The sequence below is a fragment of the Prolinoborus fasciculus genome, from assembly GCF_056724605.1.
The window spans coordinates 1-20,145 of record NZ_JBWZQN010000038.1 but is presented as its reverse complement, the minus strand read 5'-3'; the positions used below and the strand labels follow the sequence as shown (position 1 = coordinate 20,145).

Annotated in this window: 22 protein-coding genes; 11 read left to right on the top strand and 11 right to left on the bottom strand. The window is 43.4% G+C overall.

The genetic code is table 11. The annotated features are described in order from the left end of the window. Nucleotides 1-52: 52 nt before the first annotated feature. Nucleotides 53-2,068, bottom strand: a complete 2,016-nt coding sequence (locus AC1P5O_RS10160; protein ID WP_016806752.1) for a transporter-like protein — start codon at nt 2,066-2,068, stop codon at nt 53-55. Between the two features lie 48 nt (nt 2,069-2,116). After that, nucleotides 2,117-3,094, bottom strand: a complete 978-nt coding sequence (gene sdsA / locus AC1P5O_RS10155) for an All-trans-nonaprenyl-diphosphate synthase (RefSeq protein ID WP_004280641.1) — start codon at nt 3,092-3,094, stop codon at nt 2,117-2,119. A 444-nt stretch (nt 3,095-3,538) separates the two neighbouring features. Here sdsA and rplU point away from each other — a divergent pair, with 444 nt between their 5' ends. The 8 genes from rplU to AC1P5O_RS10115 all read left to right on the top strand — a co-directional run bounded on the left by rplU (nt 3,539) and on the right by AC1P5O_RS10115 (nt 9,941). Then, the gene (rplU, locus tag AC1P5O_RS10150) at nt 3,539-3,850 is read left to right on the top strand and encodes a 50S ribosomal protein L21 (RefSeq protein WP_004280640.1); all 312 of its coding nucleotides are present in this window, start codon (nt 3,539-3,541) and stop codon (nt 3,848-3,850) included. A 19-nt stretch (nt 3,851-3,869) separates the two neighbouring features. Continuing rightward, complete coding sequence (rpmA, locus tag AC1P5O_RS10145) at nt 3,870-4,124, top strand: 50S ribosomal protein L27 (RefSeq protein WP_004280639.1); 255 nt, start codon at nt 3,870-3,872, stop codon at nt 4,122-4,124. A gap of 246 nt (nt 4,125-4,370) precedes the next feature. Then, entirely contained in the window at nt 4,371-5,066 is a 696-nt protein-coding gene (gene lolA, locus AC1P5O_RS10140; RefSeq protein ID WP_138742942.1) for an outer membrane lipoprotein periplasmic chaperone LolA, read from the top strand. A gap of 170 nt (nt 5,067-5,236) precedes the next feature. Next, a complete protein-coding gene (locus AC1P5O_RS10135; protein ID WP_004280637.1) occupies nt 5,237-5,998 on the top strand; it encodes an RsiV family protein in 762 nt (253 codons plus the stop codon). A gap of 100 nt (nt 5,999-6,098) precedes the next feature. Further along, nucleotides 6,099-7,370, top strand: a complete 1,272-nt coding sequence (serS, locus tag AC1P5O_RS10130) for a serine--tRNA ligase (protein ID WP_004645799.1) — start codon at nt 6,099-6,101, stop codon at nt 7,368-7,370. Between the two features lie 69 nt (nt 7,371-7,439). Further along, nucleotides 7,440-8,822, top strand: a complete 1,383-nt coding sequence (cysG, locus tag AC1P5O_RS10125) for a siroheme synthase CysG (RefSeq protein ID WP_004280635.1) — start codon at nt 7,440-7,442, stop codon at nt 8,820-8,822. A gap of 70 nt (nt 8,823-8,892) precedes the next feature. Beyond that, complete coding sequence (locus AC1P5O_RS10120) at nt 8,893-9,369, top strand: tRNA (cytidine(34)-2'-O)-methyltransferase (protein ID WP_004280633.1); 477 nt, start codon at nt 8,893-8,895, stop codon at nt 9,367-9,369. Between the two features lie 191 nt (nt 9,370-9,560). Beyond that, complete coding sequence (locus AC1P5O_RS10115) at nt 9,561-9,941, top strand: hypothetical protein (protein ID WP_016806750.1); 381 nt, start codon at nt 9,561-9,563, stop codon at nt 9,939-9,941. Nucleotides 9,942-10,009: 68 nt separating this feature from the next. Here AC1P5O_RS10115 and AC1P5O_RS10110 read toward each other — a convergent pair whose 3' ends face one another. The 6 genes from AC1P5O_RS10110 to rpoD all read right to left on the bottom strand — a co-directional run bounded on the left by AC1P5O_RS10110 (nt 10,010) and on the right by rpoD (nt 16,609). Next, complete coding sequence (locus tag AC1P5O_RS10110) at nt 10,010-11,401, bottom strand: APC family permease (protein WP_004280630.1); 1,392 nt, start codon at nt 11,399-11,401, stop codon at nt 10,010-10,012. A 267-nt stretch (nt 11,402-11,668) separates the two neighbouring features. Continuing rightward, nucleotides 11,669-12,853: an iron-containing alcohol dehydrogenase gene (locus AC1P5O_RS10105; protein WP_004280629.1), complete on the bottom strand. Its 1,185-nt coding sequence runs from the start codon at nt 12,851-12,853 to the stop codon at nt 11,669-11,671. A 1-nt stretch (nt 12,854) separates the two neighbouring features. Continuing rightward, a complete protein-coding gene (locus AC1P5O_RS10100) occupies nt 12,855-13,388 on the bottom strand; it encodes a hypothetical protein (protein ID WP_004645797.1) in 534 nt (177 codons plus the stop codon). A gap of 74 nt (nt 13,389-13,462) precedes the next feature. Continuing rightward, nucleotides 13,463-14,092 carry a lipoyl(octanoyl) transferase LipB gene (lipB, locus tag AC1P5O_RS10095; protein ID WP_499005986.1) on the bottom strand — a complete coding sequence of 210 codons (630 nt, stop codon included), beginning with the start codon at nt 14,090-14,092 and terminating at the stop codon, nt 13,463-13,465. 181 nt (nt 14,093-14,273) lie between these two features. Then, nucleotides 14,274-14,561 (bottom strand): YbeD family protein, encoded by a 288-nt coding sequence (locus AC1P5O_RS10090; RefSeq protein WP_004280625.1) that lies wholly within the window; start codon nt 14,559-14,561, stop codon nt 14,274-14,276. Nucleotides 14,562-14,674: 113 nt separating this feature from the next. Next, a complete protein-coding gene (gene rpoD / locus AC1P5O_RS10085) occupies nt 14,675-16,609 on the bottom strand; it encodes an RNA polymerase sigma factor RpoD (RefSeq protein WP_224215688.1) in 1,935 nt (644 codons plus the stop codon). 351 nt (nt 16,610-16,960) lie between these two features. Between rpoD and AC1P5O_RS10080 the strand changes: the two genes are divergently transcribed. Together AC1P5O_RS10080 and AC1P5O_RS10075 are read left to right on the top strand one after the other, a co-directional pair. Further along, nucleotides 16,961-17,167 (top strand): PA3496 family putative envelope integrity protein, encoded by a 207-nt coding sequence (locus AC1P5O_RS10080; RefSeq protein ID WP_004280622.1) that lies wholly within the window; start codon nt 16,961-16,963, stop codon nt 17,165-17,167. A 71-nt stretch (nt 17,168-17,238) separates the two neighbouring features. After that, on the top strand, nt 17,239-17,763 hold the full coding sequence (locus tag AC1P5O_RS10075; protein ID WP_004280621.1) for a YecA/YgfB family protein: 525 nt from the start codon (nt 17,239-17,241) through the stop codon (nt 17,761-17,763). Between the two features lie 71 nt (nt 17,764-17,834). Here AC1P5O_RS10075 and AC1P5O_RS10070 read toward each other — a convergent pair whose 3' ends face one another. The 3 genes from AC1P5O_RS10070 to AC1P5O_RS10060 all read right to left on the bottom strand — a co-directional run bounded on the left by AC1P5O_RS10070 (nt 17,835) and on the right by AC1P5O_RS10060 (nt 19,271). Beyond that, on the bottom strand, nt 17,835-18,260 hold the full coding sequence (locus AC1P5O_RS10070) for an ABZJ_00895 family protein (RefSeq protein WP_138742941.1): 426 nt from the start codon (nt 18,258-18,260) through the stop codon (nt 17,835-17,837). 27 nt (nt 18,261-18,287) lie between these two features. After that, entirely contained in the window at nt 18,288-18,905 is a 618-nt protein-coding gene (locus AC1P5O_RS10065; RefSeq protein WP_004731893.1) for a DedA family protein, read from the bottom strand. Nucleotides 18,906-18,992: 87 nt separating this feature from the next. Then, a complete protein-coding gene (locus AC1P5O_RS10060) occupies nt 18,993-19,271 on the bottom strand; it encodes a hypothetical protein (protein WP_004280617.1) in 279 nt (92 codons plus the stop codon). 290 nt (nt 19,272-19,561) lie between these two features. Here AC1P5O_RS10060 and AC1P5O_RS10055 point away from each other — a divergent pair. Beyond that, a partial coding sequence (locus tag AC1P5O_RS10055; RefSeq protein ID WP_499005985.1) for a transposase domain-containing protein occupies nt 19,562-20,145 on the top strand: 584 nt, incomplete at its 3' end.

Here is a 20,145-nt window from a genome sequence, read left to right as displayed (position 1 = left end):
CGAATTACATTTTTTTCGTAAGGAATTTGTTGCTAAATATACTGTAATTATCTCAGTTTTGGGTTTTTGTCGATGTATGATTTTCGTCAATTTCAATGCTTTGCTTGGGTGGCCAGAAGAAATCACTAGGTCGAGTCAGGAAGTGCGTCATGACCAGTTTTGCCAAAGGTTTCCACTGTTCAAAACGCACCCGGCGTGCGCGTAAGGCTACAATAATCGTCAGAGTGAAACTGACAAACAAGTTGGTCAGGCCAATGAGTAACACACCCAGAAAAGACACTACGATCAAGCCGATATCGGGACCATTGATCGTAATTAGACCCTGAATAAAGTTGGCAGAGGCAAAGGCGATATGGCGAATATCCAGTGGCAGACCGAGAATAAAACCAATGGTGCCCATACTGCCGAGCATGATCCCAAAAATAAAATTACCCGCCAGTGCACCCAAATTACGTTCGATATAGTCAGCAAAACGGTAAAGACGCTCTTGCCCCATCAGCTGCGATAACCGCACATGGGCTTTCAGGCGCGGACCGACTTTGCGATAAACGGCCATATTGTCAAAATAACCGGCCAATAATCCGGACAGGAACAGACATACCCCGGCAATCGCTGCATGCGGAATTGCCAACGAAGTAAAAGGATTCAGGTCATGCAGGGTTTTGGCAGCCTTGGCATGATTCATTAAAGGTTCATGCAGCGCAAAATCCCACAGCAGGGTAATCAATGCTGCTACGGGAATTGCAATCGAAATATTGCCCAAAATGGCGACAAACTGGGTGCGGATGATATTTACAATCAGCGCGGCCAGCTCGGCAATTTGAGCCATTTTCGAGCCTTTACGCTGCTGTACAGTAGCCGCCAGTGCGGCAGCAGTCATCGCCGGTTGTTTGGTCGCTACGGTAAAATGCAGGACATGAATCAGCATAAAGCCTAGCGAATAGTTCATGCTGTAGCTAAAAGCCTGCATTAACGGAGCCATGGTGAGGCGTGTCATCAGAACTTTTAAGGTGGCCATTGTCGCGATGATGGCACCAGCACCTGCAGCCGATTTATACATGGCCAGAAAGCCTTGCTTGTCGGTACTCACATAATGCTCACCGGTCTTGCTGGCATTTTCAGTGACCTGTAAAGCCAAAAGTTCACTATTGGTGGCCAGCAGGGCCCGCACACTGCGTTCGCTATAAATTGCTTCAGTAATGTCCGCCATAAATAGGCCAATGGATTGATAACGCAGATCATCGTCATCCATGACCATATTCAGCAGAATCTCAACCCGTTCCAGACACTGTTCTAGCAGTGCCAGCATATAGGTCAGGCTGACACTGACGCCAGTCCGCTTGGTAGAACGGCGAATCTTGGCCACGACATCATGACATTGTTCCAGCATCACCAGTGCTTGTGAGGCATCCGGTGGGGTAATCGAATCGACTAGGGTGACTGTGTTGTAACGTTTTTTATATTCCTGAATAAACTCGTTAATCTCACGATTCTGTACCAGAAAAGGAGATTCATATTCCATCAGTTCAGGCTGGGCATTAATAAATTCAGGGTGCAGACCAATACCACTGATCCGGTAAGACAAAATGGTCAATGCCTTGATCAGTTGGTCTTTAATTCGGGTTTTTTCAGGCTGATTGGAATGTCCCTGATTCAGGACTGAAAATAAACGTTGCCAGTCATCTTCATCAAAATAATCCAGCCAGTATTTATCGGTACGCTGATAAAAAACCTTGCGGAATAATTCCTGGAGTTGCTGATGGTCGGGAATCAGCGGCAAGACATGTGCACCAAGGCGCTGGTTTAGCTGGTTCCAGAATCCATCTAGAGACAAAATGCCGGTATCGGAAAACAGACCGGTCTGTTTATAGCGGTTAATGATCCGCAGGGTAAAGGTTTGAAGCGTGGCAACCGCATTCGGGGTGAGTAATAAAGCCCGGATAAATGCATTGAATTTCGCTTTGATCTCTTCGGTATTTCTGCTGTCTTCAGGTCTGATTCTTTCAACCAGTTCAATCAGAAGATTTTCATCCAGCACCGCCCGAGGTTGTTCAAGCTGGTGTTGCATGTTTTGAAAAAGATCTAGAAAATTAATATGCATAGGCGAGTTTAAAAGTTACTGAATTCGGTGTAGGGCCAGTTTGGCCAGATTAATCAGGGCCTGACGATATTCGGAGTCAGGTAATGCCTGTAAGGCATCAATTGCAATTTCAGTTTCTTCTGTAGCACGTTGACGGCAATAATCCAGCGCACCAGATTCATTGACAATTTGAATGACCTGTTCCAGATGTTCCGTACCGCCAGTCGCAATACTGCGACGGATGATTTCATGTTGCTCACCGGTGGTGTTTTTCAGTGCCGCAATCAATGGCAGGGTCGGTTTACCTTCCATGAGATCATCACCAATATTTTTGCCGAGCGTGTCCGCATCGGAGGTGTAATCTAAAATGTCATCAATAATCTGGAAAGCATTGCCGAAATGTCCGGCAAAGGTTTTTAAAGGCTGACGGAATTCATCTTTATCCGACAAAATAGCAGCACCTTCGGTGGCCAGTTCAAACAGGCGCGAGGTTTTGCCATGAATAATATTCAAATAAGTCGCTTCAGTGGTTTCCGGCTGATGCTGGGATTGCAGTTGCAGCACTTCACCTTCAGCAATTTCACAGGTACCGGTCGAAAAATCTTTGAGCAACACCATGTTGTTCAGATCGACCAGCAAATCAAAAGCACGTGAAATCAGAAAGTCACCCACCAAAACCGCAGTCTGGTTATTCCAGGTCGCATTGGCCGTCGGGCGGCCGCGACGCAGACCGGATTCATCTACTACATCATCATGCACCAGTGTTGCGGTATGCAGCATCTCAATGATTGCAGCCAGTTTGCGGTGCGGTTCTAAATTTTCAGCACCACACGCCTTGGCGGCCAAAAGGCACATAATCGGGCGCATACGTTTGCCACCCGCTTCTACCACATGTTTGCTGACGGCCATCACTAATGCAACTTTTGAGGTAATTCCTTCATTAATGAATGTGTCCATCGCAGCAAAGTCGTTAGCAACAGGAGCGAGAATATCTTGCTTAAAGTCGATGGTCATGTGAAAGAAAACCTCTAGTCTGGTAAATCGCTGGGCGTAGTTTAACAATTTATAACATGAGTGAAACCTAAGAAATGCATAAACTCCACTAAAAATCAGCTTTTTATAGATCTTATGTAGATTCGATCCATATTTCGAGCCATAAAAATCAGGAAAGGTCAGGGGCGTCGCCCTATTCGTCAGGCTGAGTATATTAATCAAACTGGCCGGATTTCTGCTGTATTATTTTGTTGCTGAATATATCTTGAGTATTTGATTTGATAGAAATTATTTAATAGTTAAATAATTAGCGCATCCTGCTCATTATTATTTCAGTAAAATGGCTTGTTGTTTTTTTGAATATCCCTTAAAATCCTCGCCCTTAGATATCCCCCAGTGGCGTACGTCTTAAGTTCGATATATTCCTTTATCGGCACGACGACACGGGCTTGTTTGGAGTACATTATGTACGCAGTAATCCAAAGCGGTGGTAAACAGCACCGTGTAGTTGAGGGTGAAACCCTTAAAGTAGAATTATTGAAAGCTGAAACTGGCGCGACTATTACGTTTGATGACGTATTGATGCTTGTTAACGGTGAAAGCATTCAAATCGGTGCTCCAGTTGTTGCTGGTGCTACTGTAACTGCTGAAGTAGTTAGCCATGGTCGTCACGACAAAATCCGCATCATCAAAATGCGTCGTCGTAAACACTACCGTAAACAACAAGGTCACCGTCAATGGTTCACTGAGTTGAAAATTACAGCTATTTCAGGCTAATTACGAGGAGTAAATAGACATGGCAACTAAAAAAGCCGGTGGTTCGACTAAGAACGGTCGTGATTCGAATCCTAAGATGTTAGGTGTTAAAGTTTACGGTGGTCAAACTGTAACTGCAGGTAACATCATCGTTCGTCAACGTGGTACTGAATTCCACGCTGGTCAAAACGTTGGTATGGGTCGTGACCATACATTATTTGCTACTGCTGATGGCGTAGTAAAATTCGAAGTGAAAGGTCAATTTGGCCGTCGCTACGTATCTGTTGACGCGTAATCCGCTAAGATAGAAAAAAGCCCACGGTTACTGTGGGTTTTTTTATGCTTGAAAATTAATGTTTAGATTAATCGACATTCAATCATGTAAAAATTGTCCTGAAATCTTCATGATGATGAACAAAAAAACCGATTTCGAATTAATAACAATACAAAAGTTCTTATTTTCTATCATTTTAGCTTTTAATTTTCGTTTAAGATGAGCTATCAAATAAATTGCGATCACGCTAAATATAAAGGTGAAATTATGAATATGCTTCGTAAAACCGTCTGTGCTATGGCTCTGGGTGCAGTGACTTTAGCACCGGTGATGAGTACAACCGTGTTTGCTGCACCTGTGGCAGCTTCGGAGCAACAGGCAACAGCCAGTCTGGTCAAACAGCTCAATCATGTGCGTAGCATGACTGCAAATTTCGAGCAAAGCACCAAGGTAACCAATCCGAGAGCAACCCAGAAAAAAGGTTTGACTGCACAACATATGAACCAAACCTTTAAAGGGGTGATGAAAGTCGCGCGTCCGGGTAAATTCTATTGGGAAACGACCGCACCGTCGAAGCAAGTCATTGCAACAACGGGTAAAACCGTATGGATTTATGATCCGGACTTGCAGCAAGCCGTTCGTCAAAGCTTAGATGAGCAAGTTGCCAATACGCCGGCGTTATTGCTGTCAGGGAACACCAGTCAGATTATGCAGTCTTACCGGGTGATTCAGCCAAATAAAGGCAAAACCTATTACACGCTGTATCCTAAAAATACCGATGGTGTGTTTGAAAGCCTAACCATTAGCTTTGGCGCAAACAAAGCACCAAGCTTGATGATCTTGCAGGATTCATTGGGACAAACCACCAATATCAAATTTAGCAATGTAAAAGTAAATAGCAGTATTCCAGCCTCTACCTTTAACTTTACCCCACCAAAAGGTACGGACATCATTGATCAATAAGCATCAATATGAACCAGATAAAAAAAGCAACCTTTCGAGGTTGCTTTTTTATTGCCGATCATCAGGATTGTTTTGGACAGGCTACAAGGTTCAGCTATATCTAGACAGGAGAGCGTCTTAGAATAAATAAAAGTCGAGTCAATGAAATTGCAAAATTTTGGGAGCTCAGGATGAAGATTAATCTATTTAAAACTGCTGAAATTTACGCTGTTTTATTACTCACTGTAGGTATGTTGGGTTGTCAGCCTCAATCTAGCTCAGTGGCAACGCTGGCGCAAACAGATCGGGTTGTGCAGATTGAAGGCAAGACCGTTCCTGTGAAAGGGGCAGCCAAAGTGGTATGTGAAATAGAAGGTTGTGTACGCTTTGATCTACAAACGGTGGACAGCAATATTGACTGGATTAATCAATATTTTATTGAGCGCATTCAGCATACCGAACCTGTTGCATTCACCAAAGTTACCCAGAAAAATCCTAAAAAAGCCGATGAACCGCATTATCTGGATCAGCGCTTTATCAAAGCGGAATTTGTCGGTCAGCGTGCCCATCTGGCGACTTTTGCTTTAAAAAGTTCCAATCTGGCAAGGAATAAAAATGCTTCTCTGAAACATGTGGAATATATCAATTTTGATCTAAAACAGAACAAACGTTTGGCTTTGTCTCAACTTTTATTAAATGGCGGTGAGCAGAAACTGCTGAATGCGATGTATCGAACCAATACTCAATGGCTGAATACGCAGGGTATTCAACAACAGCAGTTAAAATTGAGTGATAACTATTATTTTGATACAACAGGTCTGGTGATGGTGTATCCGGCAGGCGAACTAGCTCCGGCAGCAGCAGGAATGCCTGAATTAAAAGTGTCATATGCGGATTTAAATGAAGTGATTCGCCCTGAATATTTAGCCATTTTGCAGCAGACAGCTTCCTAAATATTGTGCTAATAGGACGCAGCCGTGGTCTTGGTCACTGTATTTTTTAATGCTAAGAGCTTACACTATAGCCAGTTTTTTTCTTCTGCAAAGATTGATTATGATCGACCCGAAATTACTCAGAAATAATATTGAGGCTGTAAATGTAGCCTTGGCAAAACGTGGTGTTCAACTCAATGTTGAAGAGTGGGCATCCCTAGAAGCACGCCGTAAAGAGATTCAGTCCAAGACAGAAACACTGCAAGCTGAACGTAATGCCGGTGCCAAACAAGTCGGTCAAATTAAAAAAGCAGGTGGCGACGCATCTGAAATCATGACTCGCATGTCTGCGATTGGTGATGAAATCAAAGCGGCTGAAGCAGCACTGGCTGAACTGCAAGCTGAGCTTGAAGAAAAATTATTATCTATTCCAAACTTGCCAGATGAAGCTGTGCCTGAAGGTAAAGACGAAAGCGATAACGTGGAAATCCTGAAATGGGGTACACCACGTGAATTTGATTTCGAAATCAAAGACCATACGGATCTGGGCGAAATGATGGGCGGTCTTGAATTTGAAACCGCGACCAAATTAACTGGTTCACGCTTCAGTGTATTGAAAGGTCCATTGGCGCGTTTACAACGTGCCATTACCCAGTTCATGCTAAATACGCATACTGATCAAAATGGTTATACCGAAGCCTATGTGCCTTATCTGGTCAATGCAGATTCATTGCGTGGGACTGGTCAGCTGCCTAAATTTGAAGAAGATCTGTTTAAGCTGCAGGGCGAAAAAGAGTTTTATCTGATTCCAACTGCTGAAGTGCCAGTGACGAATTTCGTACGTGATGAAATTATTGATGCAGACCGTCTGCCACTGAAATATGCAGCGCACACGCCATGTTTCCGTAGTGAAGCAGGTTCTTATGGTCGTGATACCCGCGGTTTGATCCGTCAGCACCAATTCGACAAAGTCGAAATGGTTCAGATTGTAAAACCTGAAACTTCGATGCAAGTGCTTGAAGAATTGACTGGCCATGCTGAAGGCATTTTGCAAGCACTCGGACTTCCATATCGTAAAATTTTACTTTGTGGTGGTGACATGGGTTTTGGTGCGACCAAGACTTATGACTTGGAAGTTTGGGTACCAAGCCAAAATACTTACCGTGAAATTTCATCTTGTTCAAACATGGGTGATTTCCAGGCGCGTCGTATGAAAGCGCGTTACCGGGCTGATCAGAAGAAAACTGAATTTGTACATACCTTGAATGGTTCAGGTCTGGCCGTGGGTCGTACTTTACTTGCAGTGATGGAAAACTATCAACGCGCTGATGGCTCGATTGAGATTCCTGAAGTATTACGTCCATATATGGGTGGTGCGACTTATATCGACTAATTGTCGATCTCTGCATCCCTAAATGTGCATGAAAATTGCATAGACAGATTTAAAATTTTGAGGTAGTTCGTGGATATTTTTCCAATCTCGTTAAAGTTGCAACAGCAACCTTGTCTGATTGTCGGTGGTGGACATATTGCATACCGTAAAGCACTTTTACTTCAAAAAGCAGGTGCAGTCATTCATGTGATTGCGCCTGAAATTGAAGAAAGTCTGCTGCGAATTGTGCAAAATAGCCAAGGACAATATGTGCAGGCGGCTTTTCATCCTGAAGTTGCGTTACATCCATATCGACTAGTGATTGCGGCGACTGATGATGCCGAGACCAATCGTCAGGTCTTTGAACTGTGTGAAGCGGAAAATGTCTTGGTCAATAGCGTTGATGATCCACCGCATTGCCGGTTTATGGTTCCTGCGATTATTGACCGTTCGCCTTTGGTGATTTCGGTGGCATCGAATGGCACGTCGCCGGTATTATCGCGTCAGATCCGTACCCAACTGGAAACGACTATTCCGCATGGAATGGGCAAGCTGGCTGAATTTTCAGGAAAATGGCGCAGTGCGGTTAAGGCTAAAATTGTCAATCCGGATGAACGCCGTATTTTCTGGGAAGATTTATATGCCAGTTCGCTAAAAGAACAGGTGTTCAACGACAATATCGCGGAAGCAGATCGCCTGATTGAGCAGGCCTTACAGGAATGGCAACAGCCGAAAGGTGAAGTCTACTTGGTCGGTGCGGGTCCGGGTGATCCAGAATTGTTGACCTTAAAAGCCTTGCGTTTAATGCAGCAAGCCGACGTGGTCATTTACGACCGACTGGTTTCAGCGCCAATTATGGAGCTGTGCCGCCGCGATGCGGAAAAGATCTATGTCGGTAAGGCACGTTCCAATCATGCAGTTCCGCAAGATGGGATTAATGCCTTGTTGGTGAAATATGCCAGTGAAGGAAAGCGGGTTTGTCGTCTGAAAGGCGGTGATCCATTTATCTTCGGGCGTGGCGGTGAAGAGATTGAAGAACTTTTTGCGGCAGGTATCACTTTTCAAGTGGTTCCAGGGATTACCGCAGCTTCAGGCTGTTCAGCCTATGCCGGTATTCCATTAACCCATCGTGATTATGCGCAAAGTGTACGTTTTCTGACAGGTCACTTAAAAGAAGGTTCACCCGAATTGCCTTGGAGTGAGTTGGTCTATGAAAACCAGACCTTAGTGCTCTATATGGGGTTGGTGGGACTGGAGAAAATCTGTGCAGAATTAATCGCTCATGGTCAACGAGCCGACATGCCAGTGGCCTTGGTTTCTAAAGGTACGACGCCTGAACAGAAAGTTGTAGTAGGAACGCTTGCTGATATTGCATCCAAAGTGTCCGAACATCAGATTCAAGCCCCGACTTTGACCATTATTGGTGAAGTTGTACGCTTACGTGAACAATTACAATGGCATGAGCGAGGATAAGCAAAGCACTGCTTTGCCTAAGCGCAAGACGAATGTCGTGTCTGAATTAAATATATTAAGTGAGTAAGCTGTGATCCACGTTGTTTTATATGAGCCTGAAATTCCTGCAAATACAGGCAATATCATTCGTCTGTGTGCCAATACCGGAGCACAGTTGCATCTGGTCAAGCCGCTGGGTTTTGAACTGGATGACAAAAAACTGAAACGTGCCGGTCTGGATTATCACGAATATGCCAATATGCAGATTTGGGAAAATATCGAAGACTGTCTGGCTGATCTGGCAAGTAAAGGCATTGGTCTGGATGCAATCTATCCATTGACCACCAAAGGTTCTGAAACACCGCATACTTCGGATTTAAACCGTCCTGTGGCCTTGTTAATGGGGCCGGAAACTCGTGGTCTGCCTGAACATGTTCGTCTAATGTTTCCGCAAAAGCACTGGATTCGTTTACCGATGGCAGAGAACTCCCGAAGTTTGAACCTATCGAATGCCACAGCAGTGATTGTGTATGAAGCTTGGCGTCAGCAGGGTTTTAAAACGCTTTAAGCTGATATTTGTAGTAATTCTAAAAGCTACCTTTGGGTGGCTTTTTTATTTTGTGTAACAAATAGATAAACTGCTTTTCACTTCATTGTATGCTTGAGTTTATAACTTCATCAAATATAACAAAAGGTGCAGCCTTGAAGCCTCTATTAAAACTTATCATCGCATGTTGCCTTGGATCTATTGCGGCTTCCGTGAGTGCGGAAGAGGGCAGTGCCGCCACATCGGCAACAAAGGAAGTTCAGCCCATTACTCAGGCAGAAATACAGCAGGGTTTGCTAAACATGCAGAAACGCTTAGATACGCGTATTGAAAAATGGGGGCAGAGCCTGAATTCAGATGATTTTCAATGGACTTGGCGGGGGCGTAAATTAAAGCCTGCCAAGCGTGAGGAAGTCTGTGATATTTTTCAAGATGTCGTGGATGAAATGTATCAACTGGCCGTCAAGAATAAAGCCCGTTTAGGTCCGGAAGAGCAAAAGTTATTGTCTAATCGCAGTCTGTTTATTGAGAAACTGGGTTATGAAAATAATCGGGTCAATACCCAGATGGGTTTTGATTGCTATCTGCATTAGTAAAATCAAAACATGACAGACATAAAAAAGGCGCATGAAGCGCCTTTTTTATTTGAAGAAAAACGATATTATTTATCGTCAAATTCATTGTGCTGAGGAGCAGGGTGCTTGAAGCCTTTGGTTTTATAACCTAAGTACAAGATACCGCCAAATGCCCAGATCAGACCATATTTAAGCGAAGCTTCATCGACTTCTAGCCACAGAGCAAAGACTGAAATGAAGCCAAGTAAAGGAACCACGACAAAGTTCATGATCTCTTTAGCACTCTTGGTACGACCATCACGTAATGCATAACGTGAAATCACCGACAAGTTAACGAAACTGAATGCAGTTAAGGCACCAAAGCTGATCAACGACACCACAAAATCAAGATCCATAAAGCCAGCAGTTAAAGCCACTGCACCAGCGATTAAGATGTTGTATGAAGGTGTATAGTTTTTCGGGCTAATATGACCGAAGATCTTCTTGTTGATTACGCCATCACGACCCATCACGTACATCAGACGTGATACACCCGCATGTGCTGAAATACCAGAAGCCATGACTGTCACAATTGCGAAGTAAAGTACGACTGTCTTAAACGCCACGCCACCTACAGCTTGTAAAATATCCGGCTGTGTTGCAGCGATATCTTCAAAGTAAGTTTTTGGATCATTCGGGAAGAAGATCTGCATAAAGTAAGTACTGATGATGAAGATGATACCTGCCAATAATGCAGTCAAGAAAATCGCTTTAGGTAAGGTTTTCTCAGTATCTTTGGTTTCTTCAGCCAGAGAACTCAAAGAGTCAAAACCTGTGAATGAGAAGCACAGTAAGGTTGCACCGGTAATCAGGGCAGCAACAGAAGTAAACTCATTCCAGAATGGCTCTAAACTCCACAGTTGATACTTTGCATCGACCAGTGTGCCATCTGCATTTACGCCACCTTCCAAAAGTTGGTAAACCATCCAGGTGAAGTATGCAATGACGCCCAATTGTACGAATACAATCATACTGTTGAAATTGGCAACAAATCTCGCACCGCGAAGGTTGATCGCAGTCATAAAGGCGGTTAAACCAATGACCCAAACCCAATGGTTCATATCTGGGAAAAGTGCTTCCAGATAAATCACCGCCAGAATGATATTGACCATTGGCGATAACAGGTAATCCAGTAAGGATGACCAACCCACCATGAAACCTACGTTTGGGTGGATGGATTTTTGCGCATAGGTATAGGCCGAACCCGAAGAAGGGTAGCGACGAATCATATGACCATAACTCAAGGAGGTTAACAAAATTGCAATCAGTGCAAAAATGTAAGAGGTAGGAACGTGGAAGTTACTTTCTTCAGATACCAGACCAAATGTATCAAACAAGGTCATGGGTTGAATATAAGCTAAACCAATAATAATGATGTGCCAGAGTCCCAGCGTTTTTTGCAGTTTAGCTGCCGATTGAGTCCCAGAGATATTAGTCAACGGCGTTATCCTCTTAATCGTTGATCAAGGATCAGTCATATTTATAAGGATCGTTTGAGACGAACGATCCCCCCTACAGTTTTCTATAAAAGTCCGCCAATCTACTTGAAAAGAACGGCTTTTGCTAGCTATTTTTTTGACTTTTGTCCTGCATAAAATGTGCCATTCAAAAATAGAAATCGAATTTTTTCTTATGCAAGATAAAAGCCTGATGCTTAAAAAAACATCAGGCTAGAATTTCGGCTATATTGGCTTATTTTTCAGTAATTACCAAGCCTTTTTTAAGATAGATTTTAAATCTTCTAGGGTGGCTTCTTTCGGGTTATAAATGATGGAACCATCATTCAGGGCTTTCTCTGCCACTTCATCGAGCTGGGCTTCAGAAATCTTACCGGTTTCACGTAATGTGCGTGGTAATTTGGTGAGACTGTAAATCCGGTCACGCATGGTTAGAATCGTTGCAATAGTTTTGTCAGCACGTAGATGCGCCGGCGTTTGTGCATAAATATCGGCACCCGCCAAAGGCAGGAGCAGATCTGCGATTTTATCGCCATTGACCTCTTTGTTGTATTCCAGCACATAAGGCAGGAATAAGTTCATGCATAAACCATGCGGCAGGTGTACCACTGCACCCAATGAGTGCCCCAGTGAATGCACAATGCCAACCATCGAGTTGGAAAATGCAATTCCCGCCATGGTCGATGCCTGTGCCAGCTCCAGACGGCCTTGTGCATCGGAAGGGTTATCCAGCACATTAAATAGGTGGGTACTGATCTTTTTGACTGCGGCGGTGGCATAAGCATCCGAAATCGGATTGGCTGCCATGCAGGTATAAGCTTCGACCGCATGGGTCATAGCATCCATTGCGGTCATGGCGGTTAAATGTGGCGGCAAGGTCTGGGTCATGCGGGGATCCAGAATCGCAGCATGCGGCATCAGATAATAAGAGGCGAACGGCATTTTGACGTTCTTTTCAGTGTCCGACACGACAGCGACCATGGTCACTTCTGAACCTGTACCAGATGTGGTTGGAATCACAAAGAACGGTTTCAGCGGTTTAGGCAAGTTATGTGCACCCGAATATTTCAGCAGGTCATCACCGCCTTCCGATACCAGAATATTGGTTGCCTTAGAGGTATCAATGACTGAACCACCGCCCACAGCAATGATCGCATCACAATGATTTTCGCGATACAGTTTTGCTGCACTGCGTACTGTACCCAAGCTAGAGTCGGGTGGGACGTCATCAAAAATCGCTACAATTGCAGCATCCGCCATTTCAAATGCAGCTTCAATCGGTGCCAGCAAATTGTTGGCACGGACGCCTTTGTCAGTAATGATGAGCGGACGTTTGGCCCCCAAAGTCGCAAGTTCAAACGGAATATGTTCTAACGCGGCATGACCGGCAATCACTTTGACCGGACAGAAAAATTCATAATAAGGTTTAGCCATGTTATACACTCCGTTTCAAATAGGATTGAGCGATTTTCAGATAAATACTGCTCGCTTCGCTTAGTTTTTCTTTTAGGCTCAGATTGCTTGGATATTCTTTCACTGCCAGTTGTGCCACCATTTTTGGCAAAATTAGTGCTTCCATTTTATTCAGGCAGCGTACCAGACGAATGGCATTGGAAATATCGCCATCAGCAATCATACGGTCATGGGCAAAAGCCTGTGAGGTGCTTTCCTGAAAAGAAAACACCAAAAAGGCATGGTGCAGATGTTTAAAGGTAATGATCAAATCAGGTGCTTTTTCCAGATTTTTAACCAGTTCCAGTTGTTTATCCTCAGTGACCCGCGCCACAAAGGCCGGGCCATGCGGAAAGACTTTCATGGAAAGAGTAAAATTTTCTGGAAAATGGGCCACTTCCTGTTTGATTTCTTCATCCACCTGACTTGCCATGACCAGACCTCGGCCAATCACATCCATCATGAGTTTGACATAGGCAAGCTGCAAAGCGGGTTTTACGGATTTAGTCGCAATCACGTGATGATCCCTATCTCAATATTATTGGTTTAGAGTAAATACTCTAATTTATTTGGGGCTGAAATGCAAAGGCTTTATCTTTGCTCGACAGTTACTTGCTTAAAGTACCCGCTGTGACGCAAAGTTTCAATAATTTCAGTGCACAACTGGCTGAATTGAGGCGGTTGTTCGAGCAAATCACTCATGCGTACCATTTCCAGTCCTGCATAGCCACAAGGGTTAATGGTATTGAATCCGCTTAGGTCACAATCCAGATTTAGGGACAAACCATGATAGCTACGGCCTTTGCGAATTTTAAAACCAAGTGAGCCAATTTTGCGTTCAGCAACGTAAACCCCGGGGGCATCCGGTTTGGCATAGGCATTAATGCCATATTTTTTTAGCAATTCGATCATCAGGTTTTCAGCATAAGACACCAGCGTGCGCACATTCCAGCCCAGACGATTCAAGTCAAACATGAAGTAAGCCACCAATTGACCGGGACCATGCCAAGTCACCTGACCACCACGATCGGTCTGAATCACCGGAATATTGCTTGGTATTAAAATATGTTCCGGTTTGCCTGCCTGACCTTGAGTCAGTACATCCTGATGTTGCAAAATCCACAATTGATCCGGGCTATGTTCATCACGGGTTTCCGTAAATGTTTTCATTTCCAGAAAACGATCTTCATAAGGTGTGAGGTCGTGATATTGACGAATGATCAGCTCGGGCTTTTGCAGCACATCAGTCACAGGAAGTGTCCTTGGTAATTATAAAAAACTGGTCATAATTATAATGATTTCGGCATGAAATAGGGGTGAGATCAGCAATATTTCATGGGTATCTTAGCGCTGTATAGGCATAAAAAAAACACGCCCGGAAGCGTGTCTTTTGTATTTTCGATTACAGTGCTGTTTTAATTAGCGGGCAAGCGGCCAAATCTGCATATACTGCATGAACCTGTTCCAGTTCCAAAAAGCGCAGTTGTGCGGTAATGGAATGGTATTTTCCAGTACGTGATGGCGTAATACTGACGCTATCACCTTCAAAATCTGGAAAATGTTTTAGAAAAATATCAATGACAGCATGACGCAATTCATCGCCCGCAAGGCCAATCAGTTTAATCGGATAATCCATAGGGAAAACCCAAAGATGTTCTTGAAGTTCACGAGATGGTGTACGGTCTAACATGGTAGTCCCCCTGATTTGAAACGCCTGCAATCATGCAGGCGTTTGGGTTTGTCTTGGCTACTTAAATGGAGACTGATGATCAAATTTCAAGTCTCCAGAATAAGCATCAAATCTTAATCATTCTCAAGGAATGAACGTAAGTGTTCTGAACGCGATGGATGGCGAAGTTTACGCAGCGCTTTCGCTTCAATCTGACGAATACGTTCACGTGTTACGTCAAACTGTTTGCCCACCTCTTCCAAAGTATGGTCGGTCGGCATATCGATACCAAAACGCATTTTTAGGACTTTGGCTTCACGTTCAGTCAGGTTTTCCAGAACTTCACGTGTCGCTTCTTTCAGGCCTTCAGACGTTGCCGCATCAATTGGTGAAGTGATGTTGCTGTCTTCAATGAAGTCACCCAGATGTGAATCTTCATCATCACCGATCGGTGTTTCCATCGAAATTGGTTCTTTGGCGATTTTCAGTACTTTACGTACTTTAACTTCGTCCATTTCCAGACGTTCGCCCAGTTCTTCAGGCGTCGGTTCACGCCCCATTTCCTGTAGAAGCTGACGAGATACACGGTTGATCTTGTTGATCGTTTCAATCATGTGTACCGGAATACGAATGGTACGTGCCTGATCCGCAATCGAACGTGTGATTGCCTGACGAATCCACCAAGTGGCATAAGTCGAGAATTTATAACCACGACGGTATTCAAACTTGTCTACGGCTTTCATCAGACCGATGTTACCTTCCTGAATCAGATCCAGGAATTGCAAGCCACGGTTGGTATATTTCTTCGCAATCGAAATTACCAGACGCAAGTTCGCTTCAACCATTTCTTTCTTGGCACGACGTGCTTTGGCTTCACCGACGGCCATACGTTTGGCAATGTCTTTAATGCCTTTTACATCAAGGCCAAGCTCTTTCTCGATATCGGCAATTTTTTGCTGGAAGGCCAATACGTCTGGACGTACTTTTTCCAGATAAGCTTTCTGGTCTGCAGGTGTTTTTGCGATCTGCTCATCTAACCAGGCTGGATTCGATTCTTGGCCCGGGAAGCTGGTACGGAACTGGGTGCGATCCATACGGCCACGACGTACTGCATAACGCATCACTTCACGTTCTGCACCACGAATTTGATCATGGGTACCACGAATCATTTCAGAAATGATATCAAATAGACGCGGGGTAAATTTGAACATCATGAATACAGTTGCAAGTGCCTGCAAAGCTTCTTCAGCCTGTTTGCTGTCACGACCATGTTTTTCAATAGTTGCTTTGGTATTCAGCCACGCATTTTCCAGTTCAGTAAAACGCGCTTTAGCAATTTCAGGATCTGGACCAGAATCTGCTTCTGATTCATCATCAGAATCTGCTTCTTCTTCCTCTTCATCATCGTCCAGTTTTACATCTTTGGTCGATTTTTTCGAGTCAGTCTCATCTTCAGCAAGAACCGCTTCTTCTTCTAGAACTTCAGGAATTTCTTCATCTGATTCAGGATCTAAATAACCTGATAAAAGGTCAGCAAGACGGCGTTCACCCGCTTCATAATCTTTGTATTCTTGCAGTACCACCTCTACCGCATTCGGCCAGTAAGCAATCGAGTGCAAAACATCACGAATACCTTCTTCGATGCGTTTTGCGATGCTGATTTCGCCTTCACGAGTCAGAAGTTCTACTGTACCCATCTCACGCATATACATACGTACAGGGTCAGTGGTACGACCTGGCTCGTTTTCTACCGAGGCAAGTACGGCTGCAGCTTCTTCTTCTGCAACTTCATCCGCCGCTTCTGCAGTATCTTCGAACATCGTATCATCAGATTCAGGCGCGCGATCATGTACCGGAATACCAACGTCATTCAGCATCTGAATGATGTCTTCAATCTGCTCGCTTTCTGTGATGGAGTCCGGCAGATGATCGTTAACCTCAGCGAAGGTTAAATAACCTTGTTCTTTGCCTCGGCTAATCAGAGCCGCTACTTGAGAAGTAGGGGAAGTCATATCGCTCATCTTTTGCTTACTCTTCGTTGAATCTGTGGCAGTAAAAAACCGTACAATGCTGCACGATTTAAGCTCGTTAAATTTAGTGAATAGCCTATATATTTCATCAGAGAATTCAGCATGAAAGCTGTCTGATAAAATATTTAAAATGAAATTCAGTAATTTAAGATGGGGGTGAATTTGTTGTTTTCAAGTTCATCCCATGCGTGTCTGTTTATGACTCAAAAAAGGAGAATCAAAAAACATAAGGACGCAGGGTGGATTATATCATGGCACACAATTGAGACAGAAAAAACCCCTAATTACAAATTAAAAATACGAAAATCCAAATAAAACTTGACTTGTTTTTTTAGGCACGATAAATAGCGCTTAAATCCTTTTACATTTTTCACTCATGAGGAAGTTTTAGTGTCTTCTACAGATTTTGAACTAGATGATAACTTCGGTGAAGATGATGTTAATTTCGATGAGGCTTCTAGCAAGCTCAGTGCTAAAGAGTCGTTGGAAAAACGTCGTCTGATCGATGATCTACTGACCCAACGTCGTTTAGAGCGCGAACTCAAAGATTTTGACTATGACTTCGACGATGACGACGATTTTGATGACGAAGATTAACGAATTCGGATTTAGCATAGTCTGAATAAATGCTATGCTAAACCTTTCGGTTTTCTAAGTTTGGATGTTAGATGAGTGCTTTAGATTTAGACCTGTTGAGTGAATATCTAGATGGTGACCAAAATGAACATGGTCTAGATTTCGCGGCAACCCATGGTTTCTTATGTGCTATTGCAGTAGGCCCAAAATTCGACAAATGGTTAGACGAACTTTTTGATAGTAATCAAAAGAAAGTGCCTGCAGAAATCATCACTCAGGTGCAAGCATGGTTAGAGTCTATTCGTCAAAGCTTAGCCAATGAAGAAGGGATTACGTTCCCGTTTGAAATTGAAGAAGCAGATACTGAATCAAGCTTGGGTGACTGGAGTGTGGGCTTTGTAGACGCCATGTTCCTAAACGAAGACGCTTGGTTTACTGAAGAATTTGAAGAACAACTGGTGGATTTAACCCTGCCAATCATGGTCTTCAGCGGCATTGATGATGAAGATCCACAAATGGAAACTTTCCGTCGCAATGGCCAGTTAATGGATGAACTTGCAGAAGAAATTCCAGAAAACTTAAATGAATTGTATCTGATGTATCACACTCCAGAATAATTCATAAAAAAAGCACCGCAGGGTGCTTTTTTTAGCTTTGGCCTTTTTGCATCTTTGAGAGCTGCTCGATCCTATTTTCTTTCCAAGCCTGTACGCTTGGCCAGACTATAGCGTGCATAAGCATTGTAGGCGATATGGAACAGTAAGGCATGTAAGGCAATACTTGCAGCCACCAGGAATGAATTTGTTCCTCTTCCTGTATAGGTGATGGTTCTATAAATCTCATCTGTCTGCAGGTTCATCCAGATGACCACTACTAAAAAGATAAACCCGAATGTCATAGCAATGATAGTAGAGCCCCAGACCAGTTTGCTTTTCTCTTGCTGAGTCGGCAAACGAAGTTCTTTCTTAACAAAGTATCGGGCACTGAGAAAGGCAGAAGCAATCAGGGCAGGAATCAGCAGAATGGCGCCCAGATTGAATACATAGATGAATATGCCTACCAATAGAACCAAGGTCAGATAAACGGTGGCAAAATATTTAAGATAATGCGACATCGTTTTAATCTCCTTAAGGGATCTTCCTCAGGATGGACGATTTTTACGCTGCTGTCTACGGTAGAAAATCCAGATAATAATTACCACAACAATGGCAATAATCACATAACTGACTTTACTGAAAATTTGCTGCATCAAATGCTGGTTTTCGCCAAAATAAAATCCGACACACGCCAAAAATGTGGTCCAGATGATGGTTCCAAGTGCGCTATAAAACATAAATTTCCAGAAGGGCATATGACTCATGCCAGCAGGAATGCTGATCAGCGAGCGAACCGCAGGAATCATGCGGCCAAAGAACACAATCCGGTGACCATAATGCTCAAACCAACTCAATGATTTTTTTACATCTTCTGATTTAATAAATAAATATTTGCCATAACGATCGACAAATTTAAAAATAGAATCATGGTTAAATTTATAGCCAATCCAGTACAGCAAGGCGGCTGCCAGCAGGGAGCCGATACAGCCGGACATGATTACCCCGACGAGTATTAACTCGCCCTGAGAGGCTGAATAGCCCGCGGAAGGCATAATAATTTCGGAAGGGATTGGCGGGAAGACATTATCCAGGAACATGAGCAGAGCAATGCCCCAGTAGCCCAGTTGCTCCATAACGGAAATAATCCATTCGGTCAGATTCATATGATTGGCAAAATAAAAAATACTGCCTGTATCCTAAGCAGTATTTTTTGTGCGGTAAAGTCTTGGAATATAAATGATCAGGCAGAATTAGCTATGCGTCAGGGTATAAATATAAACTTTACGTAAGAAATAGGCCAAGCAGATCGGCAAAATACTTAGCAGGATAAAATGCATGATGCTGGTATTGATATGGTAACCAATGAAAAGCGCCAAGATCGCGCCAATAACGGTTCCCAAGATAACGACGAACAGATGTGATTGCTGTTCAAGCTCTTCAGAAATTTGATGAAGCCGTTGCAACTTTATATTTTCTTTTGGTTGAAATTGAACCAGATTGTCTGAATCTCGAGCAAGTGAGCCTGCCATTTTATATTCCTTTTCACTTAAAAATTTCAGTTAATAATGAAAGACTTAGATTGTAAATTACCGTATCATTAGACTAACAATCTTGTTTGGAAAAAAATGAGGTTCTTGGTAAGGAATTGGTAAGAGTTTTATTGCTGTTGTGATTTTTATGTAAACAAAAAACCCTCCGAAGAGTAATGCCAGTCAGTTAAGCAGACATTAGAAAAATGTAGTAAAAATGAGTGTATGCCAATACGCTCATTTTTTTTATGACTTTATCTGAAAATTTAGATTGCACCCTTCAACATTCTTTGCCTTCACTCAGCCATTTCAGTGAACTCATTGATTTAAACTGGATTAAAGAAAGCCTACATCAAACAGGTAAGGCTTCTATCAGGAGAAGAAAATTACCTGCCGAACATGTGGTATGGCTGGTAATTGGGCTTGCCCTATTTCGAGATCAACCGATCGGGTATGTCGTAGAGCAACTAAAACTTGTGTTTGGTACAACAGAATATTGTGTCCCCAGTGCAGCAGTGCAAGCACGACAACGTTTAGGACGAGAGCCCTTGAATACCTTGTTTTCTCTACTCAGCCAAGCCTGGTTTGAAGAATCCCAACAGCAATACTCAAACTTTCATGGCCTTAGTGTATGTGCTGTTGACGGGGTGGTTTGGTCTATGCCTTATACAGACGAGAATTTTGAACACTTTGGCTCATCTAAGGGTAAAACCGCTGCAGCCCCTTATCCACAAGTGAGAGCAACCTGCCTGGTAAATACCAGCACCCATGAAATCATTGATGCCCAAATAGGTAGCATGGATCAGGGTGAACTTACACTGGCAAATCGATTATGTCCTCCATCGCATAGTATTACCTTGTTTGATCGAGCCTA

Excerpts from the sequence above, each read along its gene's own strand:
- AC1P5O_RS10160 (WP_016806752.1), bottom strand. The coding sequence starts at position 2,068 with ATGCAACACCAGCTTGAACAACCTCGGGCGGTGCTGGATGAAAATCTT.
- sdsA (WP_004280641.1), bottom strand. The coding sequence starts at position 3,094 with ATGACCATCGACTTTAAGCAAGATATTCTCGCTCCTGTTGCTAACGAC.
- rplU (WP_004280640.1), top strand. The coding sequence starts at position 3,539 with ATGTACGCAGTAATCCAAAGCGGTGGTAAACAGCACCGTGTAGTTGAG.
- rpmA (WP_004280639.1), top strand. The coding sequence starts at position 3,870 with ATGGCAACTAAAAAAGCCGGTGGTTCGACTAAGAACGGTCGTGATTCG.
- lolA (WP_138742942.1), top strand. The coding sequence starts at position 4,371 with ATGAATATGCTTCGTAAAACCGTCTGTGCTATGGCTCTGGGTGCAGTG.
- AC1P5O_RS10135 (WP_004280637.1), top strand. The coding sequence starts at position 5,237 with ATGAAGATTAATCTATTTAAAACTGCTGAAATTTACGCTGTTTTATTA.
- serS (WP_004645799.1), top strand. The coding sequence starts at position 6,099 with ATGATCGACCCGAAATTACTCAGAAATAATATTGAGGCTGTAAATGTA.
- AC1P5O_RS10105 (WP_004280629.1), bottom strand. The coding sequence starts at position 12,853 with ATGGCTAAACCTTATTATGAATTTTTCTGTCCGGTCAAAGTGATTGCC.
- AC1P5O_RS10090 (WP_004280625.1), bottom strand. The coding sequence starts at position 14,561 with ATGTTAGACCGTACACCATCTCGTGAACTTCAAGAACATCTTTGGGTT.
- AC1P5O_RS10075 (WP_004280621.1), top strand. The coding sequence starts at position 17,239 with ATGAGTGCTTTAGATTTAGACCTGTTGAGTGAATATCTAGATGGTGAC.
- AC1P5O_RS10070 (WP_138742941.1), bottom strand. The coding sequence starts at position 18,260 with ATGTCGCATTATCTTAAATATTTTGCCACCGTTTATCTGACCTTGGTT.
- AC1P5O_RS10065 (WP_004731893.1), bottom strand. The coding sequence starts at position 18,905 with ATGAATCTGACCGAATGGATTATTTCCGTTATGGAGCAACTGGGCTAC.
- AC1P5O_RS10060 (WP_004280617.1), bottom strand. The coding sequence starts at position 19,271 with ATGGCAGGCTCACTTGCTCGAGATTCAGACAATCTGGTTCAATTTCAA.